The following is a 25,338-nucleotide window of genomic DNA, read 5'->3' as shown; positions in this document are numbered from 1 at the left end:
TTCGGGCGCTTTCGGCGCAGGAACTTGTTCACGCCGAAGCACGATTTGGCGACAGACGCCGTTGCGTTGTGCCCTAGTTCCTCGCATGAGGGGAAATGCACGCGCATCATTGCCGAATCGGCACGCTGGCGCAGGCATCCGTCCGCGCAGCATTCACCCGCCTTCATCGACGAGCTTGCAACCGAGGTCGCCCACGGCCTTGGAGGCTGCTCGAGTTTGCCCATGGACAATATTCTTCGGACCTGGACGTTCTGGATTCGCACCCCGCTGCGCGAAGAATGCAGAGCGCATCTCGAGCAAGGAAAGCTGAAAGAGATGCAGGCAGCGCCCGGCAACCGGCGTGCGGCCGCACTCTTTCGCGACCGCGGGGACGGCACCACCGTGGTGGTCGTCATGTCCATCTGGGATTCGATGGAGAGCATTCGCGCGTTTGCCGGAGAAGACCATGAGCAGCCCTCCATCGATGCGGCTGACAAGTCCAAGCTCTTCGATCGAGAGCCAGTGGTGCGCCACTACACGGTGTCCGATTGGGACTCTCTCGACCGTCTGCCGCCCGGTTGTCTTCCAGACCTCGGCGAGTGATGCGTCCAGGTTCACGGGCGTGTCACGGGAGCGCCGGAGAATGAGCTGCAGGTATCTCCTCCCATGCAACTCACCGTTCGAAAAAACCTCGCAGCAGCGGTCCTGCTGTCGCTCGCTGCAGTTCTTCCATCTGCCCATGCGGAAGCCGACGTCGACACGGTCCAGGCCGCCGGCGACGGCGCGGTCGTGTTTCCGAACGATGGGACGTGGCCTGCCTGGCAAGACAAGAGTGCGAGCACGAGCACGACTGCCGAGACAGTGTCCGACCGGAGTCTCGGTGGCGCGATCCTGAATCCGTTCTCGTATCCTGCGGAGCAGGCTGTCTCTTCGCCGGCGTCCGCGCCGCCTGCCGCGACCGCCGCGCAGCCTCCGGTATCGCCCGAATCCGGTTCCACGAACAGCTTCACGCTGATGGCGATCGCGGCCGCTGCGGTGGTGGCGGGCTTTGCGCTGCGTCGTCGACTCGATGCGCCGCGCCGCCGGGGTGCATGAGAATCGTCCTTGTCGGGGCCTTCGGCTGCGGCGCCACGCGCCCTTGCAGAGCCGTGCGGCTCAGAGGTCGAGCACCAGGCGGGGCGTGAGGCTGCCCGAGCAGCACACCATCATGGCGCGATTGGCCGCCCGCTCCTCCGGCGTGAGGTAGTCGTCCCGATGGTCGGGCGTGCCCTCCAGCACCGGCGTGCAGCAGGTGCCGCAGATGCCTTGCGAGCACGAGTACTGGATCGGGATGCCTGCATCGAGCAGCGTGTCGAGCAGCGTCCTGCCCGGCTCCACGTTCAAGCACTTGCCGCTGCGCGCCAGCATGACCTCGTAGCCTCCGGCAGTGGCGGCCTCCTGGCTGGCGCTGAAGCGCTCGAGGTGGACGCGCTGCGGCGGCAGCGCATGGCATGCGGCGGTGAACGCGTCGAGCATGCCGCTCGGTCCGCAGCAATAGACATGCGCTCCCGCAGGCGCGTCGCGCACGATGGCGGCGATGTCGAGGCGCGCAGCGCCTTCGTTCGTGCAGCGCAGCGCGACCGAGCGGCCTGTGCGGTCCATGGCCTGCAACTCGCTCGCGTAGGCAGCGCGCAGGGGCGACCGTGCCGCATAGTGAAGGCGCCAGGGGTGCCCGAGCGCGTTCAGCCGCGCGGCCATGGACACGAAGGGCGTGATGCCGATCCCGCCCGCGATGAAGATCGACAGCGGCGCATCCTCGTAGAGCGGAAAGTCGTTGATCGGCGCACTGCTGGCGAGGCGGTCGCCGGGCCGCGGCACGGAATGCATCCAGGCCGAGCCGCCGCGGCTGTCGTCGGAGCGATCGACTGCGATCACGTAGCGGTGCCGCTCGACGGGGTCGTTGGCCAGCGAATAGCTGCGCACGAGGCCACCGGGCAGGTGCAGGTCGATGTGGGCGCCGGCCGTGAAGGGCGGCAGGGCCGCGCCGTCGGCCGAGACGAACTCGTAGGACACGATGCCCTCGGCCTCGCGGCGCAGCTGGCGCAGGAGCAGTTGCAGATCGCTCACAGGAGTACCTTCGCCTTCGGAGCGGCCGTGCGGCTCATGGCGTGTAGCCGAAGCCGGCGTCCAGCCGTGCCGTCATGTGCTCGGCGTGCGCCTGCCACGGCACGCCGGCCGGCAGCGTGAGCGACACCGCACGCACCATGAAGGTCGACGGGTCCCGCACGCCCGGCGGCTCGGCGCCGCTGCCGTGCAGGTTGCGCACTGTTTCCAGCAGCAGGCGCCGCGTCATCGCGACGCCGGTGTCGCTGATGCCCAGGTGCTCCTTGCTGCGGTCGTAGATCGCCGCCACGCCCGATTGGCAGGCCGCATCCTGGACCCAGAGGCCGGGCAGGCCGGAGAACCAGGTCTTGGTCTGCGCGTCGTAGTTGAAGAGGTAGGCGTTCTGCCGCGTGTAGCGGGTCCAGTACTTGGCAAAGGGCTCGGTGGGCAGGCGGGGCGCAAAGGCGTCGTTGCTGGCATGGCCGGTCTCGCGGCCCGCATGGCCCTTCTCGAACAGCGCGCGCGTCTTGTCGTAGAGCTTCTCCGAAGGGTGGTAGGAGAACATGATGCACAGCGTGTTCTCGTCGTCGATCGGCACCCAGGCGTGGCCCGACAGCTCAGGGTACTGCGACTGCGGAGGCACCAGCGTCCAGAACGGCAGCAGGAACTGGTTGACCCGCCAGTAGCTCGTTTCCTCGTCGAGCTTGCGGCGCGAGGCGACGCTCATGCCGAAGGGCTGGCGCTGGCATTCGAAGCTGGGGCGCAGGTCGCGCTTGGCAATCCAGTCGCTGATGGCGCCCTGCGCATCGATGCGGCCGTGCAGGATGGCTGCGTGGGCGGAGTCGATCTCGCCTTCCACCGCCTGGAGCCAGTTGCATTCCTGCACGCGGAAGCTGACATGCACGCGCTCCGCCGGCACCAGGTTCCACTCCATTTCCGGCAGCGGCGGCGGGTCGTCCTGCTGCGGCCCCATGTAGGCCCAGGCGATGCCGTTGCGCTCGCGGCACGCATAGGCCTTGAGGCGGACCTTGTCTTTCAGGCGGCTTTCGGCCGGCTCGGCCGGCAGGTCCTGCACGCGGCCGTCGGTCCCGAACTTCCAGCCATGGTAGACGCAGCGCAGGCCGCAGTCCTCGTTGCGCCCGAAGACGAGCGGGGCGCCGCGGTGCGGGCAGGCGTGGTCCACCAGGCCGAGCCGTCCCTCGCTGTCGCGAAAGGCGATCAGGTCCTCGCCCAGCAGCCGCACCCGCTGCGGCATGCCGCCGGGCGGCAGGTCCGTGACCGGCAGGAAGGGCATCCAGTACAGGCGCATCAGGCCGCCCATGGGGGTGCCGGGGCCGATGCGGACGAGGGTTTCGTTGTCTTCAGGGCTGAGCATGGGAGCTCCGTGAAAGGTGGGGGATCAAGCAGTCAAAATGTAGATTGGTTCTACCATTTTAATGAATAACCGGCAAAAGCAAAAGGCGTAGACGCGTCCCCGATAAAGGCCGCCTCGGCTTCAACCCTTGGGCGCTCCAAAGCCCCCGAAGGCGGGCTTGCGCTTGCCGAGGACCGCCTCGATCTGCGCCGCGGGCTCCGGCGCTGCGAAGGCGGCGGCCTGGCTGGCGGCTTCGAGTGCGAAGGCGCTCTGGCGGTCGCCGTCGAGCGAGGCATTGAGCATGGCCTTGGCGAGCGCAACGGCCGTCGGGGCAGCATGGGCCATGCGTTCGGCCACCTGCCGTGCGCGGGCTTCAAGGGCTTCACTCTGGTGCACTTCCATCACGATGCCGAGCCCGCGGGCTTCTTCCGCGCCGACGTCGCGCGCGGAGAACACCAGCTCCTTTGCGCGCTGCAGGCCGACCACGCGCGGCAGCAAGTAGAGGGCGCCGAGGTCGGGCACGAGTCCGAGTCGAAGATGAGCCATCGCGAACTTCGCGCGCGGGCTTGCCAGGATCAGGTCCGCGCACAGCGCCAGCGCGAAGCCCGCGCCGATGGCCGGCCCGTCGATCGCCGCGATCACGGGGCAGCCCAGGTTCAGCAGGTCGTCGGTGAGCCGCAAGCCCGCGTTGATGCGCCGTTGCCAGTAGGCCGGGCCCGCGTCTGCGTGCCCCTGGAGCGCATGGAGGTTGCCGCCGGCGCAGAAGGCACCCGCGCCGCCGGTGAGCACCAGCACGCGGACCGCGGGCTCGTTGCGCACGCGCTCCAGCACGGCCATGAGATCGGTGCGCAGCGCCACGTCCAGCGGGTTGTGGATCTCCGGCCGGGTGAAGCGCACCCAGCCGACGTTGTTCTCGACCGCGAAGTCCAGCGTCTCCATGGCTTCAGGCCGGCTTGAACATCGGGATCATCGCGCCGCCCTCCGCCGGCTTGAAGGTGACCGCGACGCGCTGGCCGATCTTCAGCGCGTCGAGGTCGCAGTCGACGATGTTGGTCAGCATCGTGATGCCCTCGTCGAGCTTGACGTAGGCGATTGCGTAAGGAATAGGGCCGGCCCGGCGCGTGACGCTCACGCTGTAGATCGTGCCGTTGCCCGAGACGCCGCACCACTCGGTCTCGCCCATGCAGAAGGGGCACAGCGCGCGCGGGTACCAGTGGAGCTTGCCGCACGCCGTGCAGCGCCTGGTGCACAGCTCGCCTTCGCGCGCGCGCGCCCAGAAATGCTCGGTGGCGCCGTCGACGTGCGGTGCCGCGAGCGGACGGTCGGTAGAGGGAGTGGTCATCGCTTATTGCCTTTCCATGATCAGGGTGGCGCTGCCGTGGCGCGAGCCGAGCAGGCCGCCGGTGCCTTGTGCCAGCGCCAGCGTGCAGTCGGGCACCTGCACCTTGGGATGGGCCTCGCCGCGCAGCTGGCGCACGGCCTCGATCACCTTGGTGATGCCGCCGCGGTTGGCCGGGTGGTTGTTGCACAGGCCGCCGCCGTCGGTGTTGAAGGGCAGCTTGCCCACGCCGGAGATCAGGTTGCCGTCGGCCACGAAGCGGCCGCCTTCGCCTTTCTTGCAGAAGCCCAGGTCTTCCAGCTGCATCAGCACGGTAATCGTGAAGCTGTCGTAGATGGAGGCGTACTGGATGTCGGACGGCCGCACGCCGGCCTCGTCGAACGCAATGGGGCCGGAGATCGCCGCGCCGGACCAGGTGAGGTCCACCTGGCCGCCGAGCTGCCCCTTGATGGTCTCGCCCGCGCCCAGCACGTTGATCACCGGGCGCTTGAGCCGGGCCGCGATCTCTGGCCGCACCACCACCAGGGCGCCGCCGCCGTCGCTGACGACGCAGCAGTCCAGTTTGTGCAGCGGGTCCGAGATCATGGGCGAGGCCAGCACTTCCTCCACGCTCACCGTCTCGCGCAGCATCGCGTGCGGGTTGTGCTGCGCGTGCGCCGCGGCCGCGACCTTGATCCACGCCAGCTGCTCGCTCGTGGTGCCGTACTCGTGCATGTGGCGCGCCGCCGCCAGCGCGTACATGTTGACGGTGACGGGGCTGTAGGGCATTTCCCAGGGCACGTCGGGCGTGTTGGCCGTGACCAGCCGCGGCGCCACGCCACTGGAGCCCTCGCTGCGCGGCCGGCCGGCGAGCGTGATGAGCGCCACATCGCACTTGCCGGCGGCAATCGCCTGCGCGGCGTGCGAGACGTGGATCAGGTAGGCCGAGCCGCCGGTGTCGGTGCTGTCCACGTGGCGCAGCCGGGTCAGGCCCAGGTAGTCGGCCATGTTGTTGGCGCCCAGGCCAGGGGCGTCGCCAGCGCAGAAATAGCCGTCCACGTCCTGCAGGGTGAGGCCGGCGTCCTGCAGCGCGCCGCGGGCGCATTCGGCGTGCAGCTGCGCCACCGTCTTGTCCGGTGCCTTGCGCGTGGGGTGTTCGTAGGCGCCCGCGATGCAGGCCTTGCGTTTGATCGTCATGTGATTGCTCCAGCGACAGTTCGCGGATAGGATATCATTGGTTCAACCATCGGACAACCTATCATCCAAGGAGCGCAACAGTGGATCCCATCGTCAGCCTGCAAGGGCGCACCATCGTCGTCACCGGCGCCGGCCAGGGCATCGGCAAGGGCATCGTGGAACTGGCCATCGAGCTCGGCGCCAATGTCGTCGCGGTCGACCTGAACGGCCAGACGCTCGACGCCGCGGTCTCGCCGTTGCCGCAGGCGCGGGTGCTCGCCGTGCAGGGCAGCGTCGCCGACCCGGCCGTGGCCGACCGCGCGGTGGCCGATGCGGTGGCGAAGTTCGGCGCCGTGCACGGCCTGGTCAACAACGCCGGCATCATCCGCCCGGCCATGATCGACAAGATGACCGACACGCAGTGGCAGGAGGTGATCGACGTGCACCTCACCGGCTCGTTCTACTGGATGCGCGCCGTCGGCCGCCAGATGGTGGAGCGCGCCAAGGGCGGGGACAGGACGGGCGGCTCGATCGTCAACATCTCGTCCGACGCCGGGCGCAAGGGCTCGATCGGCCAGATCAACTACGCCGCCGCCAAGGCCGGCATGCTGGGCATGACGATGACGGCCGCGCGCGAATGGGGCCGCTACAACATCCGCACCAACTCGATCTGCTTCGGCGTGGTGGAGACGCCGATGACCGAAGTGGTCCGCGGCGAGAAATTCCGCGACCAGATGCTCGCGCAGATCCCGCTGGGCCGATGGGCCACGCCGGGCGAGGTGGTCAAGAGCGTGTGCTACCTGCTATCGGACGGCTCCAGCTACATCACGGGCCAGCACCTGGGCGTCAATGGTGGCTTCCACATCAGCCTCTGACATGGCCGACGACAGCGTCCTCCTGGAGCGTACGGGCGGCGTCGCCGTCCTCACGCTGAACCGGCCGGCGGCGAAGAACGCCATCGACATCCCGACCACCGACGCACTGGGCGCCGCGTTGCGCGCACTGCGTGCCGACGACGAGGTGCGCGCGGTCGTCCTCACCGGCGCCGGCGGCGACTTCTGCGCCGGCGGCGACGTGAAGGGGATGGGCGAGGGCGCCGGGCGCACCGTGGAGCAGCGCCGCGCCGGCATGGCGCGCTATGCCGACCTGGCACGCGCGCTGATGGCGCTGGACAAGCCGCTGATCGCGGCGGTCGACGGCGTGGCTTTCGGCGCGGGGCTCAGCATGGCGCTCTACGCCGACCTCGTGCTGGTGAGCACGCGTGCCCGCCTGGCAATGGTGTTTCACCGCATCGGCCTGGTGCCGGACGTCGGTGCGTGGTACCAGCTGCCCCGCGTGGTGGGGCTGCAGCGTGCCAAGGAACTCATCTACTCGGCGCGCGAGTTCGGAGCGGAGGAGGCGGTGCGCATGGGGCTCGCCCTGGAGGCCCTGCCGCCCGAGTCGCTGCTGCCACGCGCAATGGCAATGGCCGAGAGCCTGGCGGGCGCATCGCCCAGCGCCTTCAGCCTGTCCAAGCGCGCACTGGGCGCCACGCTGCAGAGCGATTTCGAGACCATGCTGGAGATGGAGGCTTCCTCGCAGGCCATTGCCTCGTCCAGCGCGTACTTCCGCGAGGCGATCCGCCGCTTTGCGGCCAAGGAGCCGGCGCAGTTCCGCTGGCCGAAGAAGGACACGAGCGAATGATCGACTACGAGAAGACCAAGGCGTGGCGCTCCGGCCCGGTACGCCATGCCTACACCGAGCGCGACACCATCCTCTACGCGCTGGGCGTCGGCTTCGCGGCAGACCCGCTGGCCGCCGAGGAACTGCGCTTCGTCTACGAGAAGGATCTGTCCGCCGTGCCGACCATGGCCGCGGTGCTCGCTTCGCCCGGTTCCTGGATGCGCGACCGAAAGGAGCTGGGCATCGACTTCCTGAAGCTCGTGCATGGCGAGCAGGGCGTGACGATCCATTCGCCGCTGTCTGCCGCCGGCACGCTGGTCGGCGAGAGCCGCGTCACCCGCATCGTCGACAAGGGCGAAGGCAAGGGCGCGGTGATGCACGTGGAGAAGACCTTGACCGACGAGGCCGACGGCCGCCTCGTCGCCACGGTCGAGATGGTGCTCTTTCTGCGCGGCGACGGCGGCTTCTCGAAGAACGGCGGCGGCGACGCTTCCGCGCCCGCCGCGCCTGCGACACCCGAGGCAGCACCGGACGCGACGCTGGAGCTTCCGACCCGCGCCGATGCGGCGGTGCTGTACCGGCTCTCAGGCGACCTCAACCCGCTGCACATCGATCCGGCCGTGGCTGGCAAGGCCGGCTTCCCGCGGCCCATCCTGCATGGCCTCGCCACCTACGGGAATGCGTGCCGCGGCATCCTGGCGAGGTTCTGCGGGCACGATGCGTCGCGCCTGAAGTCGATCCGCGCACGCTTGAGCTCGCCGGTGTATCCCGGCGAGACCCTGGTCCTGGAGTGCTGGCGCCAGGGCGAGGAAGAGATCGCCTTTCGCGCCAGCGTGAAGGAGCGCGGCGTGCAGGTGCTTGCGAACGGCAAGGCGGTCATTGCTTCCTTGCACGCCGAGTAAGTGCCAGCAAAGCCGAGCCTCATCCCCCCGCGAGCTCCGCCGCCGCAGCGAGGCGCGCCCGGCACTGGCCGACCATGCGCTCGATCAGTTCGCCACAGCTCGGGATATCGTCGATCAGGCCCGCCACCATGCCCGCCCAGATCACGCCGTTGGTGATGTCGCCGCTTTCCAGCGCGGCGCGCCCGCGCTGCCCGTTGACCAGCGGCCGGAGCACCTCGAAGGCCGCACCGCCCGGCCTGCGCTCCAGCTCGAGCACTTCCTCCGACACGGGGTTGAGCAGCACGCGCGAGCTGTTGCGCAGCGTGCGCATGATCAGGCGCGTATCGTTCTCGCGCGCGGCGACCAGCGCCTGCTTGACGTTCTCGTGCACCGGTGCCTCGCGCGTTGCCACGAAGCGCGTGCCCATGTTCACGCCTTCGGCGCCGAGGGAGAGCGCGGCCGCCATGCCGCGGCCATCCGCGATGCCGCCGGAGGCGACCACCGGCACGCGCAGCGCCGACACCGCGGCCGGGATCAGCACCAGCCCCGGAACGTCCTCCTCGCCGGGGTGGCCGGCGCATTCGAAGCCGTCGATGCTGATGATGTCCACGCCGCGCTTCTCGGCAGCCAGCGCATGGCGCACCGAGGTGCACTTGTGCACGACCGTGATGCCGGCAGTCCGCAGCCGCTGGAAGACGGCCTCCGGCACGTTGCCGGCGGTCTCCACGATGCGGATGCCGCTCTCTTCGATCACCTCGAAGATGCGTTCGTAAGGCGGTGGATTCACCGTCGGCAGCATCGTGACGTTCACACCGAAGGGGCGGCTTGTCATCGTGCGGCAACGGGCGATCTCTCGGGCCAGGTCCTCCGGCGTGGGCTGCGTGAGCGCACCCAGCGTGCCCAGTCCGCCCGCCTCGGAGACCGCGGCGGCCAGTTCGGCGCGCGCGACCCATTGCATGCCGCCCTGGATGATGGGATAGCGGATGCCCAGCAGTTCGGTAACGCGGTTCTTCATGCGTGCTCAATCCAGTCTGATGTCGTTCTCACGGGCGATCTTGGTCCAGCGCTTCAGGTCTTCCTGCAGGAACTGGGCGAATTCGGTGTTGGTGTTGGCAACCGGTTCGAAGCCCAGCGCATAGATCCTGGCCTTGACGTCAGGCATGGCGACGATGCGGCGGATCTCTTGCACGTACTTCTCGACGATCGGAGCGGGCGTGCCGGCCGGCAGGAACATGGCGCCCCAACCGGGCAGGTTGATGTCGGCGTATCCGAGCTCGGCGAAGGTGGGAAGATCCGGAAAGCTCTTGAGGCGGTGCGGCGAGGCGACCGCGATCAACTTGACCTTGCCCGTGGACAGCTGGTTGGCATAGAAGCCCACGGAGCCATAGGCCAGTGCGATGTCTCCGCTCGCGACGTCCGTGAACGAGGCGGTCTCCCCCTTGTAGGCGGCATGCTTGATGCGGATGCCCGCCGCCTTGTTGAGGCCCTCGCCGATCAGGTGCGCACCCGAGCCCACGCCGTAGCTTCCGAAGGTGTACTTCTCGGGGTCCTGCTTTGCGAGCCGGATCACGCCGGGCAGGTCGTTGGCGGGCAATGCGGCGTTGGCCGCGAGCGCGATCGGGAAGCTCGCTACCACCGAGACCGGCGCCAAGTCGCTCATCTTGTACTGGGGATTGGATTGCAGCACCAGGTTCTGAACGAAGCCGCTGATGGTGAACAGGGCCGTGTAGCCGTCGGCCGGCGACTTGGCCACCGCCGTGGTGGCCAGGATGGTATTGGCGCCGGGCTTCGATTCGACGATGACCTGTTGGCCCCATGCCTCGGTGAGCTTGGCGGCGACCAGGCGTGCGAGCACGTCGACGTTGCCTCCAGGCGCGGTGGGAATCACGATGCGCACCGGCTTGCTCGGAAAGGGAGCGGTCTGCGCCATGGCGGGCAGGCCTGCGCCGAGCGCAATGGCGGTGAGAAGCGCACGGCGTGCGCGCATGAAGTTGTTCGGCATGGTTGTCTCCTTGGTTGTCGAAAAAGGCGGCAGCATCACCAAGCTCAGATCTTGCGCCCGGCGTTCTGCCAGAACGGGTCGCGCAATCGGCGCTTGAAGATCTTGCCGCTGTCCTCGCGCGGCAGCGAGGCGTGGAAGTCGATGCGGCGCGGCACCTTGTACTTGGCGATCCGGGCCAGCAGGTAGTCGCGGATCTCCTGCGCGCCCAACTGCACGCCGGGCATCAGCTCGACCGCGGCGGCAAGCGATTCGCCAAAGTCTTCGTCCGGAATGCCGAACACGGCGCAGTCCTGCACGCCGGGGCATTGCGTCAGCACCATCTCGATCTCGGCGGGATAGATGTTGGTGCCGCCGAAGATCACCATGTCGGAACGGCGGTCGCACAAGTACAGGCGGCCTTCCTTCATGTAGCCCACGTCGCCGAGGCTGATGAGCCCGTCGCGCTCCACGCTCTGGCGCTTTTCCTCGTGGTTGAGATAGGTGAAGTCGGCGTAGGCCGGCACGCGCGCGTAGATCTCGCCGGTCTCGCCCTCGGCGAGGCGTCGGCCCTGCTCGTCGTAGAAGGCCAGGCGCGTGCCGGGCGTGGGCATGCCCACGCAGCCGGGGTGCTCGAGCCAGTCCTGCGGCGTGGCGAGGGTGGCGGTGCCGACCTCGGTGCCGCCGTAGGTCTCGTAGACCACCGGGCCCCACCACTCCATCAATTCCTTCTTCACCTCGCGCGGACACGGCGCGCCGGTGTGCGTGACCCACTTGAGCGAGCGCACGTCGTAGCGCTTGCGCACCTCGTCCGGCAGCTTGAGCATGCGCACGAACATCGTCGGGACCATGACCGCGTTGTCGATGCGGTGCTTCTCGATCAATGCGAGCGTCTCTTCCGGATCGAACTTGGACTGGAGCACCAGCACCTCGGCGGTCATCAGCGCGTGGCGGCCGTAGGCATTGGGCGACGCGTGGTAGAGCGGGCCGCTCACCAGCGCACGCACGCCGGGCCTCATGCCGTACACGCTGGCGAAGAGCTCCGCGTAGGCCTTGCTTTCTTCGGGCGTGGCGGGCTGGCGCTTGACGCCTTTCGGGTGGCCCGTGGTGCCGGAGGTGTAGATCATCGTTGCGCGGCTGCGGCGCGGCGGCGCCTGCAGCGGCTCGAAGCGCTGGGCCCAGTCTCGCCACACGGTATCGCCCTGCCGCGGTTGCGCGAGGGCGGCAGGAACGCCGTAGTGCGCCTGGATCTCGGGAGGTGTGGGCACCACGAAGACGTCAATGTCCGCAGGGATCAGGGCGCGGATCGGTTCGAGCAGGTCGGCATGCGCCACCAGCACCTTCGGCTTCGCGTCTTCCAGCACGTAGACGAGCTCTTCCGTGCGGCCGTGCCAGTTGAGCGGCACTCCGTAGGCGCCGACCGCCGCAGCGGCCTGCTGCACCTCGAAGAAGGCGAAGTCGTTGCGAAGCAGGAGCGCGACGGTGTCGCCTTCCTGCACGCCGAGCTGTTCGAATCCGGTGGCGGCCTGCTGCGCGACGCGCAGCACCTCGTCGCGCGGGATGCCGCGGCCGTCCAGGTAGATCATCGGGGTGCTCATGGGCTCGTTTCCTCAGTTCAAGGCGGACGCGAGGCGCGCCGTGTGTGCATCGGCATCGCCGAACAGCTGGTCCAGCACGTGGATGCGGCGCAGGCAGTGACCCACCGCGTATTCCTCGGTCATTCCGATGCCGCCGTGCAACTGGATCGCACCGTGCGCGACCTGGCGCGCATTGCGGGCGACCGACAACTTGGCGCGGTGCAGGTCCAGGGGCGCGTCATCACCATCGGGGGCGTCGGCCGCCACGGCCGCGGCCATGGCCATGCTGCGCGCCATCTCGAGGCAGACCAGCATCTCGGCCGCGCGGTGCCGCAGCGCCTGGTTCTCGCCGATGAGGCGGCCGAACTGCTTGCGCGTGCGCAGGTAGTCCATCGCGAGTTCGTAGGCCGACTGGGCAGCCCCCGTCATGTCGGCGCACGCGGCGGCGATGCCGGCCGTCACGGTGCCTTCGATGGCGCGGCGCGCATGCGCTGCGTCGAGCGGATCGGCCAGCGGCTCGGCCTCGGCTTCGCGCAGCGCGAGCTCGCCCGCGGCGGTGTCGTCGACCAGCCGGAACTCGCGCAGCGCGACGCCTGCCCCATTCGGGTCCACCAGGAACAGCGCACAGCCGTCTGCATCGGCCGGCGCACCGCTGACGCGCGCGCTCACGACGAGGTGCTGCGCGAGGCCTGCGGCCAGCACGTTCGACTTGATGCCGTCGAGCACCCAGCGGCCGTTCCTGCGCTCGGCGCGCGTCTCCACCCACAACGGCGCGTGCCGGCCGGCGGGCTCGTCGTGGGCCCAGGCCAGCACGAGTTCGCCGCTCGCCATGCGGGGCAGCAGCCGCGCCTGCGTGGCCTCGTCCGCGCCCAGGCGCAGGGCGGTGCCTCCAAGCACCGTATTCGCCAGAAAGGGTTCCAACGACAGGGATCGGCCCAAGGCCTGCATCACCGGCAGCAGGTCGCGCGCGCCGCCGCCGAAGCCGCCGTGCGCCTCGGGCAGGGGCAGCGCGGTCAGGCCGAGCTCGGCAAGCGCAGCCCAGGCCTTGGCGTCGTGCGCCGCGCCGGAGGCTACCAGCGCGCGGCGCTGCTCGAAGCCGCTGCGGTCGGCCAGCGCGCGCTGCAGGCTTTCCGCGAGCGCGGCCTGGTCCTCGTTCAGTTCGAAATTCATGTGCGTGCTCCTGTTCAGCCGACGATGGCCTTCGCCAGGATGTCCTTCTGCACCTCGGTCGTGCCGCCGTAGATGGAGGCGGCGCGCGAGTAGAAGTAGCGCGGCGCGAGCGGGCCGTGCGTCACGTCGTCCGCGGGACGGCGCTCCAGGCCGCCAGGCCCGGCGATGCGCGCCAGCAGCGCGTTGATCTCCTGCTGCAGCTCGGTGCCCTTGAGCTTGAGCACCGATGCAAAGGCAGGCAGGCGCTGCCGCTCGCTCTCCGTGAGCAGGAAGCGCCAGTTGGTGATCTCCAGCGCGCGGATCTCGGCGTCGAGCCGGGCCATCTCGCCGCGCAGCTTCGCCTCGTCGAGCAAGCGTGTGCCGGCCTGGATCTGGCGCGCGGCGAGCTCGCGCGCGTAATCGAGCCGCTCGCGGCACAGGCCCACGTTGGCGATGCCGGTCCGTTCGTTGACCAGCAGGTACTTCGCACAGTCCCAACCCTTGTTTTCCTGCCCGACCAGATTGGCCGCGGGCACGCGCACCTCGTCGAAGAACACTTCGTTGAGATGGTGCTCGCCGTCGATGGAGCGGATCGGACGGATGGTGATGCCGGGCGTGCGCAGGTCGATCAGCAGGAACGAAATTCCCTCCTGCTTGCGCGCCTCGCTGTCGGTGCGCACAAGCGCGAACACCCAGTCGGCGAGGTGGGCCGTGGTGGTCCAGATCTTCTGGCCATTGACGACGTAGTAGTCACCGTCGCGCCGTGCGCTGGTGCGCAGAGAAGCGAGGTCCGAGCCGGACCCGGGTTCCGAGAAGCCCTGGCAGAACCACACATCGAGGTTGGCCAGGCGCGGCAGGAAATGGTCGCACTGCGCGGGTGTGCCGAACTTCATCAGCACCGGCCCGAGCATGCCGACGTTGAACACCTGCGGCAGCGGCGCGGGTGCGCGATAGATCTCGTCCAGCAGGATCAGCCGCTCCATCTGGCCGAGGTCGGCGCCGCCATAACGCCGGGGCCAGTGCGGCGCGGCCCATCCGCGCTCGTTGAGGATGCGCTGCCAGGTCACGGTGTCCTGCTTGCGTGGCGGATGGCCGGCGCGCAGCCGTTCGCGGATCTCCGCGGGCAGGCGCGACCGGATGAAAGTGCGCACCTCGTCTCTGAAGGCGCGCTGCTCGGGGCTGAGTTCCAGGTCCATGGTGGAATATCTTATGGTTCAACCAATGAATATGCAATACTGTGGAACCCCCAAAAAGGATCTGGCGCCATGTCGAACGAATCGCTCTATCAACCTGTGCGCACGCGCCGCGGCTTCGAGGCCGTGTGCGATCGCATCCGCGACCAGCTGATGAGCGGCGAGCTGAAGCCGGGTGACCGCCTTCCTGGCGAGCGCGAGCTCGCCGAGCGCTTCGGCATTGGCCGGGCGGCCGCGCGCGATGCGCTGCGCAGCCTCGAGGTCTCGGGCGTGGTGGAGGCGCGCAAGGGCATCAACGGCGGCTTCTACATTCGCAGCGGCGGCAGCGGCGGGATGGTGCAGACGATGCAGGACATGGTGTCGCTCGCGCAGGCTTCGCTGGAGAACGTGATGGAGGCGCGCACCGAGATCATCTGCGTGGCGATCCGTCTTGCGTGTCCACGCGCGACCGATGAGGAGTTCGATGCGATCCAGCGCGACATCGACCTGCACACCGACCTGTTCCGCCTGGGCCGCGCTTCGCGCAACACGCAGTCGGTGATCGAGTTCTACCGCCTGATCGCGCTGGCCACGCACAACCCGCTGGTGCTGATGATGGTGGACGCGCTGTCGGAGGTCTACCGCGCCATGCTCGTCACCGTGGACCCGCGGCCGAACAAGGACATCATGGTCGTGCGCCAGCGGGTGCTGGACCTGATGCGGCAGCGCGATGCCCACGCGGCTTCCGACGCGATGGCGCAGCACCTGCGCAAGGTGACGGAGTACCTGATCAGCGAGCGCGACAAGAAGCAGAAGCGCACGGGCTCGCCGCGCGCCGGTTGATACGGACTTGCGTTCAGAGGGCCTGAGCGCAGGCGTGCGCGCTGCGGAAGGCGCCCTGACGCCGGGGTAGGGGTTCCGATACCGGCACATCGCGTCCTCGCAAAGGTGCCTGCGGGTGTGCGGGGCGGCGTGCCTCTGTGGCGCCGAGAAGCGCAGTGCAGCCGGCCGGCACGCCTGCCGAAGGACAGGTGTGCTTCGTGATCTGACTTGCCGCGGCTGTCTGAGCAGAGTGAACGAAGTGAACGTCGCGAGTTCCGCGGCAGGCCGTTGCGCGAGCATCGCAGGGAACTCGGCGCAAAGCGCCGACCGCCACGGTGGCACGCCGCCCCGCACACCCGTGGGCGCCTTTGCAGCGCGCAAGACTAGCCCCCTCGAAGGGCATCCATCCCCATGCGCTTGGATGCGAGCCGCGGCATCACCCCGCGACCAGCACCACCTTGCCCGTGGTCGTGCGGGAGGTGATGCTGCGCAATGCCTCCACCGCGCGCGGCAGCGGATAGCGACCCGAGACGAGCGGCCGGATGCGTTGCTGCTCGTAGAAGGCCAGCACCTGCAGCAGGTTGGCGCGCGCTTCGGGCCAGCAGTTGTCGCGCCACACGTCGTAGCGCACGCCCAGGATATCGAAGCCCTTCACCAGCGGATAGTTGACCTGGATCTGCGGAATGCGCCCCGAGGTGAAGCCGATCACCAGGTAGCGGCCGTCGAAGGCCATGCAGCGCACGGCTTCGTCGAACGCGTCGCCGCCCACAGGATCGTAGGCCACGTCCACGCCGCGCCCGCCGGTGAGTGCCTTGACCTCTTCGCGCCAGCCCGGCTGCGTGTAGTCGATGGCGTGCTCGGCGCCGTGCTCCAGGCACAGCGCGCGCTTCTCCGGCGTGCTGGCTGCCGCGATCACGCGCGCGCCCATGGCCTGGCCGAGCTGGACCGTCGCAAGGCCGACGCCGCCCGCCGCGCCCAGCACCAGCAGCCATTCGCCCGCGGCGAGGCGGCCGCGCTGTTTCAAGGCATAGAGGGTGGTGCCGTAGACCACCGGCGTGGCCGCGGCTTCCTCGAAGCTCATGCGCGAAGGCAGGGCGAACACGCGCTCGGCATCCAGCACGATCTGCTCGGCGAAGCCGCCACCGCGCGCATCGGACACGCCCATCACGCGATCGCCGGGCTTGAAGGAACTCACCCGCGCGCCGACCGCTTCCACCACACCGCCGGTTTCGCTGCCGGGCACCCAGGGCAGCGGCGGCTTGATCTGGTGGAGCCCCTCGATTTTCAGCGAGTCGGGAAAGTTGACGCCAGCGGCCCGGACGCGAACGCGCACCTCGTTCGGCAGCAGTGGGCGCTCCGGGAGTTCGGCGTAGTCCAGCTGATCGACCGACCCGAAGCTGCGGCAGACGATGGCTTTCATGGCCGTCAATCCATCGTGATGTTGTTGGCCTTGACCACCTGGCCCCACAGCTCGTGATCGGTCCGGACGATGTCGCCCAGCTCCTTCGTGCCGGTCTTCGGCACCACGTAGACGGCGCGGAACTTCTCCTGGATGTCCGGCTGCGCCATCACCTTGGCGATCGCGTCGGCGAGCTTCGCGATCATCTGCGGCGGCGTGCCAGTGCGTGCCAGCAGCCCGAACCAGGTCTGCGTGTCGTAGCCGGGCACCACTTCCGCGATGCTCGGCACATCAGGCAGCAGCGGACTGCGCCTGGCGGTGGACACGCCGAGGATGCGCATCTTGCCGTCCTTCACGAAGCCGGAGGTGACCGACGACGGGGTCGACAGCATGTACTTGGTCTGCCCCGCGAGCAGCGCCTGCGCCGAGGGGCCCGCGCCGGGGTAGGGCACCATCACCATCTTGTGGATGCCCGCGGCCTCGTGAAAGGCCTCCATCGCCAGCTGGCCGACACCGCCCAGCGCAGAGGCACCCCACTCGAGAGAGCCGGGTTTGGCCCGCGCCTGCTGCACGAATTCGCCGAGGGTGGCCGGCATGGACGGATGGGTCATCAGCACCATCGGCGAGGTGCCCAGCAGCGTCACCGGGACGAAGTCCTTGAGCGCGTCGTAGCTCGGCTTTCTCTGCACCAGCGGCACCGTGACGAAGCCGCTGCCGTGCAGCAGGAAGGTGTAGCCGTCGGCCGGTTGCTGCGCGACGTATTGCGAAGCGATGGCGCCGCCGGCGCCGGGCTTGTATTCCATCACCACCGGCTGGCCCAGGATCTTTTGCAGCGGCTCCTGGAGATAGCGGCCGAGCACGTCGTTGGTGCCGCCCGCGGCAGCGGGCACGATGAACTTGACGGGGCGCTGGGGCCAGTCGCTCTGGGCCAGGACCGGGCCGGCGGCCAGGGCCAGCAGGGCGCCTGCGATGAGGGTACGGCGGTGCATGTCTAGGGTCTCCTTGGTCTCCAATGATCATTGGATTTGGCTCAAATGTCTATAGGTCTTACCAAAAGACCAGAGCTGGAGTATGATGAAAATCATGAGCACGACCCCTGCAACCCGCACCGTGGCCGAGCGGCAATTCGATGTCGAGGACGCGCGTGGCCGCATCTATCGCGTGACCCGGTATGTCTGGGAAGAAGAGCGCGACGGCAGCTGGACCGAGCTGTTCGACATGCTGTTGACCGTGACGGGCGGCATCCTCGATGAACTGCCCGACGGCAGCTACTGCGTAGACGGCACCGGCACCCACGTGCGGAAGGTGCCGGGCAGTGTCCGCACGCGCGAATCGCGGCAGATGGACGCCATCGTTCCAGCGGGTGCCACCGGCGCGCATTGACTGACGCCCGCGGCGCCTGAGCGGATCGAAGAGACAGCGGCATGTCCGCCGTCAACCGCTGCCGCTCTGCTGGCAGCTGGAGGCGGGCGGAAGCCGACTATGCCGACGGTGGGTCGAACGCCCGGATAGGCGGCAAGAGGCCCTCGTGGCGCTCGATCTGCACGGTCGAGAGCTGCCCCGCACACCCCTGGGCGAGCGAGGACGTGCCGATGTCCCGCGTGAGCACGTTCGGGTTGCCGTGTGCGCACATGGCGCGGCCCTGTTCGTCCGTCGCCGGGTCATACCAGGCGCCGGTCGCCAGCTGCACCACGTCCTCGCGCAGGTCCGCGCTCAGATGCGCGCTCGCCAGGCATGCACCGATTTCGTTGTGGAGCCGCACGATGTCCCCTTCGCGGATGCCGCGCGCGCCGGCCGCGGCCGGATGCAGGGTGCAGACCTCCCGCCCGCTGCGCTTGCTTGCCTGGCTGTGGCCTCCGAAGTCCATCTGGCTGTGCAGCTTCGCGTGCGGCTGGTTGGCGACCAGCCACAGCGGGTATTCGGCAGTGGGCGCGTACCTGAAGGGCAGCCATGCCGGATGCCCCGGGCAGTCCGCATAGCCGAAGTTGGCGATGGTGGGCGAGCTGATCTGCACCTTGCCGCTCGGCGTGGGCAGCGGATGCGCCACCGGGTCTTCGCGGAAAGCGCGCAGCAGGCCACCGTCATCGTCCTGCTGCGGCAGCGTGAGCTCGCCGCGCTGCCAGAAAGCCTCGAACCCGGGCGCTTCCAGGCCCTGGTCGTGCAATGCCTTGCGGGTGCGCTCGTAGAGATGGGCGAGCCACTCGCGCGAGGTGCGGCCTTCGCTGAACTCGTCGAGCCGCCCCAGGCGCTCGGCCAGGTCGCAGAAGATGTCGTAGTCGTCACGGGCTTGCCCGTGCGGCTCGGCAATGCGGTGCATCGCGACCATCAGCGGGTCGGTCGATGTCGCGCCGATGTCTTCGCGCTCCAGCGTCATCGTGCAGGGCAGCACGATGTCGGCATGGCGTGCGGTGCCGGTCCAGGCGATCTCATGCACCACGAAGGTCTCCAGCGTGCGCAGCGCCTCGGCCAGGCGGTGAAGGTCCTGATGGTGGTGGAACGGGTTGCCCCCGGCCCAGTAGGCAAGGCGGATGTGCGGGTAGCGGCGCCGCACGCCGTTGTAGTCGAAGGGCTGGCCCGGGTTGAGCAGCATGTCGGAAATGCGCGCGACCGGGATGAAGTCTTCGACGCCGTTCGTGCCCTGCGGCAGCGCGGCCACGGGCACGGCATTGTTGCGCCTGCCATAGTGGGCGAGCGTGCCCAGCGCATAGTTGTAGCCGCCTCCGGGGAGGCCCAGCTGGCCGAGGGCGGCGGCCAGCACCGCCCCCATCCAGACCGGCTGCTCGCCGTGTTCGGATCGCTGCAACGAATGCGAGACGACGACCAGCACGCGCTTGCCGGCGAGCGCCAGCGCGAGCTCGGTGATGCGTTGCTCGGCCACGCCGCACAGCGGCGCCGCCCAGGCCGCAGTCTTGGGCGTGCCATCGCTTCGGCCCAGGAGGTAGTCCTCGAAGGCGCTCCAGCCGTCGCAATAGCGGCGGATGAAGTCGCTGTCGTGCAGTCCGCGCGTCACCAGTGCATGGACCAGCGCCAGCATCAAGGCGGTGTCCGTGCCCGGCGTCACCGGCAGCCACTCGGAGGCCGCCTCGTCGGGCAGATCGCTCTTCAAGGGGCTGATGCAGATGAAGCGGCAGCCCCGCTTCGCCGCGGCCTGCATGGAGTGGCGCTCGATGTGCCGGCTCACGCCGCCGGAAGCCACGCGGGAGTTCTTCAAGGCCATGCCGCCGAAGCAGAGCACGAACTCCGAGTGCTCGACGATCTGCTCCCAGGTGACGTTGCGGCGGGCGACTTCGTCCAGGCTGCCGAGCACATGCGGCAGGAGCGGCAGGGCTGCGCCCGCGCTGTAGTTGTTCACCGAGCGCACATAGCCGCCGAGCGTGGTGTTGAGGAAGCGGTGGACCTGGCTTTGCGCGTGGTGAAAGCGCCCTGCGCTCGACCACCCGTAGCTTCCGCCGAAGATGGCCTGGGCCCCGTGGTCGTCCTTCACGCGCTGGAGCTCCTTGGACAGCAGGTCCAGCACCTCGGGCCAGCCCATGGCAACGAAGGTGTCGCGCCCGCGCATCGCATCGGCGCCCGGGCCGCGCTCGAGCCAGCCTTTGCGCACCATCGGCGTGGTCACCCGCGCCTTGTGGCGCAGTGCCTCGGGAAAGTTCTCGATCAGCGGGTTCGGGTCCGGATCGCCCGCGCGCGGCTTCACGGACAAGGTCTGGCCGTCCCATGCCGCCGAAAACGCGCCCCAGTGCGCGCTGTGCGGCTTGTAGGAGGGATCTGCGCGATGCTGGGGCATCACTCCGCCCGGATGTTCGCCTTCGCGATCAACGCGGCCCACCGGGCCCGTTCCTTGGCGATGTGCGTGCCGAAGGCAGCCGGCGTGCTCGAAACCGCCTCCATCCCCGCGCCTGCGAGCTGGGTGCGGACCTCGGGCAGCGCCATGACCTTGACCAGCGCGGCATTGAGCTTGTTCACGATGGCCGGGGGCGTGGAGGCCGGCACGACCATGCCGTACCAGTTGGACAGGTCGTAGCCCGGGACGCCCGCTTCGGCCATGGTGGGCGTCCCGGGGAACAAGGGCGAGCGCTTGGCGCCGGTCTGCGCGAGCAGGCGCAGCTTGCCGCTGTCGATCAGCGCCTTGGCCGATGGGTCCGAGAAGGTGACGGGCACCACGCCGCCGATCACGTCGGTCAGCAGCGGTGCCGTGCCCTTGTACGGCACGTGCATGAGGTGCACGCCGGCAAGCACGTTGAGCTGCTCGGCCGCGATCTGGCCAATGGTGCCCACGCCGCCCGAGGCGTAGTCGATCCGCGCATTGGGCGCCTTGGCCGCGGTCAGCAGGGTGGCCACGCTCGTGTAAGGCGTGCCGGCCCCGGTCACCAGCAGGTTGGGCATGGTCACCATCAGGCTGACGGGGGCGAAATCCTTGGACGGCTCGTAGTTCAGCTTGCGCAACGAGGGCCAGATGGTGAAGGAGCCGGGCGTGGCCACGTACAGCGTGTAGCCATCCGCCGGCTGCTTGGCCACGTACTCGGTGGCCAGCAGGCCGCCGGCGCCCGGACGGTTCTCGACCAGCACGGTGCTGCCCAGCGCCTTGCCCAGCGGCGCGGTGACGGCGCGGGCCAGCGCATCCGCACCGCCGCCCGCCGGGAAGCCGACGACGATGCGGATCGGCTTGTCCGCCTCCGGCCAGTCCTGCGCGTGTGCTGCGCCCGCAGGCAGCAGGCCCAGGGAGGTGGCAATGCAGGCCGCTGCGGCGGCGAGCAGTGGGCGGCGGCCGAAGCCGGAAACGGTCGGCAAACGGGCGATCGATGCAGTATTCATGGCGACTCCTGGGGATGGCCGCAGCAGGCGGCCGTGGATTTCGAAAGGAAACGGGGCGCTCAGTGGGCGGAGGGCGGTGCGCGGTCAGCCCATTCCCAGGCGACGAAGGCCAGGCGCTCGCCGGTGTGGACCACGGGGTCGGTGCGCAGGCCGATCAGGATGCCGTCGTGCTCGAAGGGCGGCACAGGCACAGCGCTGCCGTCCATGCCCAGCAGTTCGCCAATGGATTCGCCCTTCTCCACGAGGTCGCCGGCGCTGCAGCGCGGCACGAACAGGCCGCCCTGTTGAGCCGTGACCCAGCCGCGGCGGCTGACGGTTCGCATGCGCGCGGGGCCTGCGGCCTGGTTGCCATGGAGGATGCCGAGCTGCTGCGCGAGTGCGAGGAAGCCGGCCTCGGCAAGCGCCACGTTGGCCGGCTGCAGCCGGCTGCCGCTGCCCAGTTCGAGCATGAAGGCCAGCGTGCCCGCCGCGAGGCACTGGTAGTCGAGCGCGCCCGCGATGTTGCCGGGCAGCTCGCCCTTGCCGCCCACGTCCTGCCGGCACGCCAGCGTCGGGTGGAAGCAGGCCATGGCGGCCAGCAGCTGCTCCTCGGTGATGCCGCTGCCGGGGTGGTGCTTGTACACCGTGTAGGGCGGCGCGTCGAACAGCGGGTTCATGGTGTGGAGGTTGATCAGTACATCGGCCACGCCGCGTACCTCGTCGATCAGCGCATGCGCCACGCGCTCGGTGATCAGGCCGCTCGGGCTGCCGGGGTAGCTCTGGTCGAGGTCGAGCTCGTCATAGGGATTGCGCTTGCGGCGGGCATCGAGGGCCTGGGGGTTGCCGGTGGGCGTGACGATGACGTGGCCGCTCATCGTCGACGGGTCCAGGCCGCGCACGAACCGCAGCGCCGCCACGATGCCGTTGATCTCGTCGCCATGGACCTGGCCATGCAGCCAGAGCGTGCGGCCCGGCTTCGCGCCGCGCACGCCCAGCCACGGCAACGCAACCGGCGCTCCCGATGCCATCGAGCCGACGGGGAGATTGCCCGACGTGCGCGCCGCACCGTCTCCGGCCAGCCATTCACCTATCGATCCCATGGGGTGCCTTTCTTTGGAAGTGGGTGCCAGGCCGCGGCGTTCAGCGAGGCGCCGAAGCTTCGAACCCGCGCTGGAGATCTGCGAGGAGATCCGCAGGATCTTCCAGGCCAATGTGCAGGCGCACGACCGGGCCCCGCTGGCTCCAGTCGTCGACGGTCCGGGTCTCGGTCATGGCGGTGGGCGTGACCAGACTCTCGAAGCCGCCCCAGGAAGCGCCCAGCCCGAAAAGGGACAGGGCGTCGACGAAGCGATCGACCTGCTCCGGATTCGTTCCGGGCTGCCACTCGAAGGAGAGCAGGCCGTTCGTGCCGCGGCAATCGCGCTGCCACAGCGCGTGGCCGGGGTCGCCCGGCAATGCAGGACAGAACACGCGGCAGACCTGCGGCTGGCGCTGGAGCCAATGCGCCACCTGAAGCGCGTGGCGCTCGTGCATCTGGAGCCGCGCCGACAGCGAGCGCATGCCGCGCAGCACCAGCCAGGCATCGTCGGGACTCACCGCCATGCCGAAGGCATCGCTGCGGTCGGCCAGCGGCTGCCAGGTATCCCGCGTGGTCGACACCGTGCCCATCATGACGTCGGAATGGCCGGAAAGGTATTTGGTGGCGGCCATGATCGAGATGTCCGCGCCCAGCGCCAGCGGCTGGTACTGGAAGCCCGATCCCCACGTGTTGTCGGCGGCGAGCAGCGCGCCGTGGTCATGGGCCATGCGGGCGAGCGCGGGCAGGTCGCACATCTCGTAGACGAGTGAGGCAGGGCATTCCACGTACACCATGCGCGTGTCTGGGCGAAGGAGGGCGGCGGCGTCGCGGCCGTCGGCAGCGAAGAAGCTGTATGCGATGCCGTAGGGCTCCAGGAAGCTGCGCGCCAGGTGGCGCACCGGCTGGTAGACCCCGTCCGAGATCAGCACGTGGTCGCCGGGCTTGAGGTAGGCGAGCAGCGCCATGCCGATCGCCGCCAGGCCGGTGGGGAACAGCCGCGTGCGATAGGCGCCCTCCAGTTCGCTGACCGCGTCCTCCAGGGCAAAGGCGGTCGGGGTGCCGCGCGCGCCGTAGCTGAAGACACGTTCGTGAGAACGGCGTTGCCGCATCTCGCGCTGCTGCGCCGTGTCGGCGAACAGCACCGTGCTGGCCCGCACGATCGGCGGGTTGACCGCGGCGCCGCCGACGAAGGAGGGAGCCTTGCCGCTGTGCAGCAGCCGTGTCTGGAAGCCCAGGGGCGAGGGGGTGGCGGTAGCGCCTGACTTGGACATGGTGCCGTTCCTCCGATCAGTTGCCCGTGTGCGGCGCGGCAGCTTGCGCCGGCAGGCGGAACGACGCCAGCTCCTGCGCGTCGAGCTGGCCGACGAGGCCGGTTTCCCAGGACAGGTAGCGCCGCGCGGCTTCCTTGTTGCCGTCATGGCGGTCATGGACGAAGAAGAGGTGGTCGATGCAGTCCGCATCGGCGGGCTCGGCGGGCGTCGCCACCACGGCACCTCCCGCGGCTTGCCAGGCCGCCATGCCGCCTTCCAGAAGCAGGGGCGGTTGCGCGGCCTGCCACTCGGTCACGGCCCATGCCGCCAGCGCGGGTTCGTCGGCGACCAGCACGATCTGCCGCGTTTCGTTGGCGAGGTCGGCCACCAGGCGCGGCCGGATGGACCATCGTGCGCCGTCGATATGGCCTGCGCGATAGGCCATGCCGGGGCGAAGGTCCACGAGGGCAACGTTGCCGCGCGGCAGCCAGGCGGCAAGTTGCTGGGCGGAGATCCTGCCCAGCGGCGGTGGGACCGGGGCGGCAGGTGCTTCCAGGCCCAGTCCGCTGGCCAGCCCGCCTTCGAGCACGCTGGCGTCGTGTCCCATCTGGCGCAGCCAGCTCGCAACCGTCGGCGCGCGTACGCCGTCGTCGTCGAACAGCACGAGCCTGGCGCCGCGCACACCCACATACTGGTCGAACGCCTGCAGCAGCTGTCCGCCGGGTGTGTGCTGCGCGCCGGGCAGGCTGCCCCGGGCGAATTCCTCTGGCGTGCGCACGTCGCACAGAAAGAGCGTGCGGCTGTCGTCCGCGGCCCATGCCTGCACGGTCGCGGCGCTGAGGGTCGGGACGCCGAAGCGCGCGGCGAGTTGCTGCGCGGCCTCCCGCAGCACCGGGCTCCCGGAGCTGTCGGGGTAGCGCCGCGTGCCGCCGTGCTCCAGCGCCTGGTCCGCGAGGTACCAGCCCTGCGTCCCGTTTTCCAGCGCATAGACGGGATTGGGAATGCCCAGGTTGATGAGCGTCTGCGCGCCGATGATCGAGCGGGTGCGGCCGGCGCAATTGATCACGATGGGGGTGGTGTCGTCGGGCACGATGGACCGCACGCGGAAGGCCAGTTCGCCGTTCGGGCAGCAGGTGGCGGTCGGAATGTTCATCTTCCTGAATTCAGACGGGGGGCGGCCGTCCAGCACCACGGGCGGTGTGGGGCCCGCGATCATGGCCGCCAGTTGCGGCGCGGTGACCCGTGGCGTGTGATAGGTCTTCTCGGCCAGTTCCCCGAAGGTCTTGGAAGGCAGGTTCACGCCGGCGAACAGCACGTACCCCGCGGCCTGCCAGGCCTGCGTTCCTCCCTCCAGCACGTGAACGCAGCCATAGCCGAGCGCCGACAGCCGTGCCGCCGCGCGCACTGCGACACCGGCGCCGTCTTCCGCGCCATCGTCATACACCACGGTGCGGACATCGAGCCGCGGCACCAGGCGCCGCACTTCCAGTTCCAGCCGGCTGTATGGCAGGGGCGTGGCATGAAACAGGTGGGCCTCGCCGAACTGGCCGTGCTCGCGCACGTCGAGCAGTGCGATTTCCTCGCCGTCGTGAAGCCAGGACTTGAGGAGGGAGGGGGCGATGCGTTCGATCGTCATGGGGAAGCGCGAAGAGGAGGACGCGGCCGCGCAG

24 protein-coding genes are annotated in these 25,338 nt (G+C 69.1%); 7 read left to right on the top strand and 17 right to left on the bottom strand.

Going from position 1 to position 25,338, the window contains the following annotated elements:
• Window positions 1-24: 24 nt before the first annotated feature.
• Both E5CHR_RS27400 and E5CHR_RS27395 read left to right on the top strand, forming a co-directional pair.
• Window positions 25-582, top strand: a complete 558-nt coding sequence (locus E5CHR_RS27400) for an antibiotic biosynthesis monooxygenase family protein (RefSeq protein ID WP_162582943.1) — start codon at window positions 25-27, stop codon at window positions 580-582.
• Between the two features lie 63 nt (window positions 583-645).
• A complete protein-coding gene (locus tag E5CHR_RS27395; protein ID WP_162582942.1) occupies window positions 646-1,074 on the top strand; it encodes a hypothetical protein in 429 nt (142 codons plus the stop codon).
• Between the two features lie 60 nt (window positions 1,075-1,134).
• On the opposite strand, the gene E5CHR_RS27390 is transcribed toward E5CHR_RS27395, so the two are convergent.
• The 5 genes from E5CHR_RS27390 to E5CHR_RS27370 form a co-directional block, all read right to left on the bottom strand.
• The gene (locus E5CHR_RS27390; RefSeq protein ID WP_232062208.1) at window positions 1,135-2,085 is read right to left on the bottom strand and encodes a PDR/VanB family oxidoreductase; all 951 of its coding nucleotides are present in this window, start codon (window positions 2,083-2,085) and stop codon (window positions 1,135-1,137) included.
• A 34-nt stretch (window positions 2,086-2,119) separates the two neighbouring features.
• Window positions 2,120-3,436 carry a Rieske 2Fe-2S domain-containing protein gene (locus E5CHR_RS27385; protein WP_162582941.1) on the bottom strand — a complete coding sequence of 439 codons (1,317 nt, stop codon included), beginning with the start codon at window positions 3,434-3,436 and terminating at the stop codon, window positions 2,120-2,122.
• Window positions 3,437-3,556: 120 nt separating this feature from the next.
• Window positions 3,557-4,354 (bottom strand): enoyl-CoA hydratase/isomerase family protein, encoded by a 798-nt coding sequence (locus tag E5CHR_RS27380; protein WP_162582940.1) that lies wholly within the window; start codon window positions 4,352-4,354, stop codon window positions 3,557-3,559.
• A gap of 4 nt (window positions 4,355-4,358) precedes the next feature.
• On the bottom strand, window positions 4,359-4,757 hold the full coding sequence (locus E5CHR_RS27375; protein ID WP_162582939.1) for a Zn-ribbon domain-containing OB-fold protein: 399 nt from the start codon (window positions 4,755-4,757) through the stop codon (window positions 4,359-4,361).
• A 3-nt stretch (window positions 4,758-4,760) separates the two neighbouring features.
• Window positions 4,761-5,930, bottom strand: a complete 1,170-nt coding sequence (locus tag E5CHR_RS27370; RefSeq protein ID WP_162582938.1) for a thiolase domain-containing protein — start codon at window positions 5,928-5,930, stop codon at window positions 4,761-4,763.
• 80 nt (window positions 5,931-6,010) lie between these two features.
• On the opposite strand from E5CHR_RS27370, the gene E5CHR_RS27365 reads away from it, so the two are divergent.
• The 3 genes from E5CHR_RS27365 to E5CHR_RS27355 are packed head-to-tail and all read left to right on the top strand — an operon-like array spanning window position 6,011 to window position 8,473.
• Window positions 6,011-6,784, top strand: coding sequence for an SDR family NAD(P)-dependent oxidoreductase (locus tag E5CHR_RS27365; RefSeq protein ID WP_162582937.1), 774 nt, complete (start codon window positions 6,011-6,013; stop codon window positions 6,782-6,784).
• A 1-nt stretch (window position 6,785) separates the two neighbouring features.
• Window positions 6,786-7,592 carry an enoyl-CoA hydratase/isomerase family protein gene (locus tag E5CHR_RS27360; RefSeq protein ID WP_162582936.1) on the top strand — a complete coding sequence of 269 codons (807 nt, stop codon included), beginning with the start codon at window positions 6,786-6,788 and terminating at the stop codon, window positions 7,590-7,592.
• A complete protein-coding gene (locus E5CHR_RS27355; protein WP_162582935.1) occupies window positions 7,589-8,473 on the top strand; it encodes a MaoC/PaaZ C-terminal domain-containing protein in 885 nt (294 codons plus the stop codon). The genes E5CHR_RS27360 and E5CHR_RS27355 overlap by 4 nt, the downstream gene beginning before the upstream one ends.
• Before the next feature lie 19 nt (window positions 8,474-8,492).
• Here the strand turns inward: E5CHR_RS27355 and E5CHR_RS27350 are convergent, their stop codons facing one another.
• From E5CHR_RS27350 to E5CHR_RS27330, 5 genes are read right to left on the bottom strand one after another with little or no spacing between them, the layout of a single operon-like run.
• Window positions 8,493-9,467: an NAD(P)H-dependent flavin oxidoreductase gene (locus E5CHR_RS27350; RefSeq protein ID WP_162582934.1), complete on the bottom strand. Its 975-nt coding sequence runs from the start codon at window positions 9,465-9,467 to the stop codon at window positions 8,493-8,495.
• A 6-nt stretch (window positions 9,468-9,473) separates the two neighbouring features.
• Window positions 9,474-10,454, bottom strand: a complete 981-nt coding sequence (locus E5CHR_RS27345; protein ID WP_232062207.1) for a Bug family tripartite tricarboxylate transporter substrate binding protein — start codon at window positions 10,452-10,454, stop codon at window positions 9,474-9,476.
• A 44-nt stretch (window positions 10,455-10,498) separates the two neighbouring features.
• The gene (locus E5CHR_RS27340; protein WP_162582932.1) at window positions 10,499-12,028 is read right to left on the bottom strand and encodes an acyl-CoA synthetase; all 1,530 of its coding nucleotides are present in this window, start codon (window positions 12,026-12,028) and stop codon (window positions 10,499-10,501) included.
• Window positions 12,029-12,040: 12 nt separating this feature from the next.
• On the bottom strand, window positions 12,041-13,177 hold the full coding sequence (locus E5CHR_RS27335; protein WP_162582931.1) for an acyl-CoA dehydrogenase family protein: 1,137 nt from the start codon (window positions 13,175-13,177) through the stop codon (window positions 12,041-12,043).
• A 14-nt stretch (window positions 13,178-13,191) separates the two neighbouring features.
• Window positions 13,192-14,352 (bottom strand): acyl-CoA dehydrogenase family protein, encoded by a 1,161-nt coding sequence (locus E5CHR_RS27330; RefSeq protein ID WP_162582930.1) that lies wholly within the window; start codon window positions 14,350-14,352, stop codon window positions 13,192-13,194.
• Window positions 14,353-14,421: 69 nt separating this feature from the next.
• On the opposite strand from E5CHR_RS27330, the gene E5CHR_RS27325 reads away from it, so the two are divergent.
• Window positions 14,422-15,171, top strand: coding sequence for a FadR/GntR family transcriptional regulator (locus tag E5CHR_RS27325; protein WP_162582929.1), 750 nt, complete (start codon window positions 14,422-14,424; stop codon window positions 15,169-15,171).
• A gap of 415 nt (window positions 15,172-15,586) precedes the next feature.
• Here the strand turns inward: E5CHR_RS27325 and E5CHR_RS27320 are convergent, their stop codons facing one another.
• Together E5CHR_RS27320 and E5CHR_RS27315 are read right to left on the bottom strand one after the other, a co-directional pair.
• Window positions 15,587-16,570: an NADPH:quinone oxidoreductase family protein gene (locus tag E5CHR_RS27320; protein WP_162582928.1), complete on the bottom strand. Its 984-nt coding sequence runs from the start codon at window positions 16,568-16,570 to the stop codon at window positions 15,587-15,589.
• 5 nt (window positions 16,571-16,575) lie between these two features.
• On the bottom strand, window positions 16,576-17,538 hold the full coding sequence (locus E5CHR_RS27315) for a Bug family tripartite tricarboxylate transporter substrate binding protein (RefSeq protein WP_162582927.1): 963 nt from the start codon (window positions 17,536-17,538) through the stop codon (window positions 16,576-16,578).
• A gap of 94 nt (window positions 17,539-17,632) precedes the next feature.
• On the opposite strand from E5CHR_RS27315, the gene E5CHR_RS27310 reads away from it, so the two are divergent.
• Window positions 17,633-17,932: a hypothetical protein gene (locus E5CHR_RS27310; protein WP_162582926.1), complete on the top strand. Its 300-nt coding sequence runs from the start codon at window positions 17,633-17,635 to the stop codon at window positions 17,930-17,932.
• Window positions 17,933-18,029: 97 nt separating this feature from the next.
• On the opposite strand, the gene E5CHR_RS27305 is transcribed toward E5CHR_RS27310, so the two are convergent.
• Genes E5CHR_RS27305 through E5CHR_RS27285 form a run of 5 tightly spaced genes read right to left on the bottom strand, consistent with a single transcriptional unit; the run spans window position 18,030 to window position 25,304 of the window.
• Window positions 18,030-20,333 carry a molybdopterin-dependent oxidoreductase gene (locus E5CHR_RS27305; RefSeq protein WP_162582925.1) on the bottom strand — a complete coding sequence of 768 codons (2,304 nt, stop codon included), beginning with the start codon at window positions 20,331-20,333 and terminating at the stop codon, window positions 18,030-18,032.
• Window positions 20,333-21,361 carry a Bug family tripartite tricarboxylate transporter substrate binding protein gene (locus tag E5CHR_RS27300; RefSeq protein ID WP_162582924.1) on the bottom strand — a complete coding sequence of 343 codons (1,029 nt, stop codon included), beginning with the start codon at window positions 21,359-21,361 and terminating at the stop codon, window positions 20,333-20,335. The genes E5CHR_RS27305 and E5CHR_RS27300 overlap by 1 nt, the downstream gene beginning before the upstream one ends.
• Before the next feature lie 59 nt (window positions 21,362-21,420).
• Window positions 21,421-22,440 carry a M14 family metallopeptidase gene (locus tag E5CHR_RS27295; RefSeq protein WP_162582923.1) on the bottom strand — a complete coding sequence of 340 codons (1,020 nt, stop codon included), beginning with the start codon at window positions 22,438-22,440 and terminating at the stop codon, window positions 21,421-21,423.
• 40 nt (window positions 22,441-22,480) lie between these two features.
• Window positions 22,481-23,689, bottom strand: a complete 1,209-nt coding sequence (metC, locus tag E5CHR_RS27290) for a cystathionine beta-lyase (RefSeq protein WP_162582922.1) — start codon at window positions 23,687-23,689, stop codon at window positions 22,481-22,483.
• Window positions 23,690-23,705: 16 nt separating this feature from the next.
• Window positions 23,706-25,304 (bottom strand): rhodanese-like domain-containing protein, encoded by a 1,599-nt coding sequence (locus tag E5CHR_RS27285; protein ID WP_162582921.1) that lies wholly within the window; start codon window positions 25,302-25,304, stop codon window positions 23,706-23,708.
• Window positions 25,305-25,338: the final 34 nt, after the last annotated feature.

Origin of the sequence: Variovorax sp. PBS-H4 (assembly GCF_901827205.1) — a bacterium.
Taxonomy (GTDB): Bacteria; Pseudomonadota; Gammaproteobacteria; order Burkholderiales; family Burkholderiaceae_C; genus Variovorax.
The sequence above is the reverse complement of the archived record's forward strand: the minus strand, read 5'-3'. Positions and strand labels throughout refer to the sequence as shown.

Excerpts from the sequence above, each read along its gene's own strand:
- E5CHR_RS27395 (WP_162582942.1), top strand. The coding sequence starts at position 646 with ATGCAACTCACCGTTCGAAAAAACCTCGCAGCAGCGGTCCTGCTGTCG.
- E5CHR_RS27385 (WP_162582941.1), bottom strand. The coding sequence starts at position 3,436 with ATGCTCAGCCCTGAAGACAACGAAACCCTCGTCCGCATCGGCCCCGGC.
- E5CHR_RS27380 (WP_162582940.1), bottom strand. The coding sequence starts at position 4,354 with ATGGAGACGCTGGACTTCGCGGTCGAGAACAACGTCGGCTGGGTGCGC.
- E5CHR_RS27375 (WP_162582939.1), bottom strand. The coding sequence starts at position 4,757 with ATGACCACTCCCTCTACCGACCGTCCGCTCGCGGCACCGCACGTCGAC.
- E5CHR_RS27370 (WP_162582938.1), bottom strand. The coding sequence starts at position 5,930 with ATGACGATCAAACGCAAGGCCTGCATCGCGGGCGCCTACGAACACCCC.
- E5CHR_RS27360 (WP_162582936.1), top strand. The coding sequence starts at position 6,786 with ATGGCCGACGACAGCGTCCTCCTGGAGCGTACGGGCGGCGTCGCCGTC.
- E5CHR_RS27355 (WP_162582935.1), top strand. The coding sequence starts at position 7,589 with ATGATCGACTACGAGAAGACCAAGGCGTGGCGCTCCGGCCCGGTACGC.
- E5CHR_RS27350 (WP_162582934.1), bottom strand. The coding sequence starts at position 9,467 with ATGAAGAACCGCGTTACCGAACTGCTGGGCATCCGCTATCCCATCATC.
- E5CHR_RS27345 (WP_232062207.1), bottom strand. The coding sequence starts at position 10,454 with ATGCCGAACAACTTCATGCGCGCACGCCGTGCGCTTCTCACCGCCATT.
- E5CHR_RS27340 (WP_162582932.1), bottom strand. The coding sequence starts at position 12,028 with ATGAGCACCCCGATGATCTACCTGGACGGCCGCGGCATCCCGCGCGAC.
- E5CHR_RS27335 (WP_162582931.1), bottom strand. The coding sequence starts at position 13,177 with ATGAATTTCGAACTGAACGAGGACCAGGCCGCGCTCGCGGAAAGCCTG.
- E5CHR_RS27330 (WP_162582930.1), bottom strand. The coding sequence starts at position 14,352 with ATGGACCTGGAACTCAGCCCCGAGCAGCGCGCCTTCAGAGACGAGGTG.
- E5CHR_RS27325 (WP_162582929.1), top strand. The coding sequence starts at position 14,422 with ATGTCGAACGAATCGCTCTATCAACCTGTGCGCACGCGCCGCGGCTTC.
- E5CHR_RS27320 (WP_162582928.1), bottom strand. The coding sequence starts at position 16,570 with ATGAAAGCCATCGTCTGCCGCAGCTTCGGGTCGGTCGATCAGCTGGAC.
- E5CHR_RS27315 (WP_162582927.1), bottom strand. The coding sequence starts at position 17,538 with ATGCACCGCCGTACCCTCATCGCAGGCGCCCTGCTGGCCCTGGCCGCC.
- E5CHR_RS27310 (WP_162582926.1), top strand. The coding sequence starts at position 17,633 with ATGAGCACGACCCCTGCAACCCGCACCGTGGCCGAGCGGCAATTCGAT.
- E5CHR_RS27305 (WP_162582925.1), bottom strand. The coding sequence starts at position 20,333 with ATGCCCCAGCATCGCGCAGATCCCTCCTACAAGCCGCACAGCGCGCAC.
- E5CHR_RS27300 (WP_162582924.1), bottom strand. The coding sequence starts at position 21,361 with ATGAATACTGCATCGATCGCCCGTTTGCCGACCGTTTCCGGCTTCGGC.
- E5CHR_RS27295 (WP_162582923.1), bottom strand. The coding sequence starts at position 22,440 with ATGGGATCGATAGGTGAATGGCTGGCCGGAGACGGTGCGGCGCGCACG.
- metC (WP_162582922.1), bottom strand. The coding sequence starts at position 23,689 with ATGTCCAAGTCAGGCGCTACCGCCACCCCCTCGCCCCTGGGCTTCCAG.
- E5CHR_RS27285 (WP_162582921.1), bottom strand. The coding sequence starts at position 25,304 with ATGACGATCGAACGCATCGCCCCCTCCCTCCTCAAGTCCTGGCTTCAC.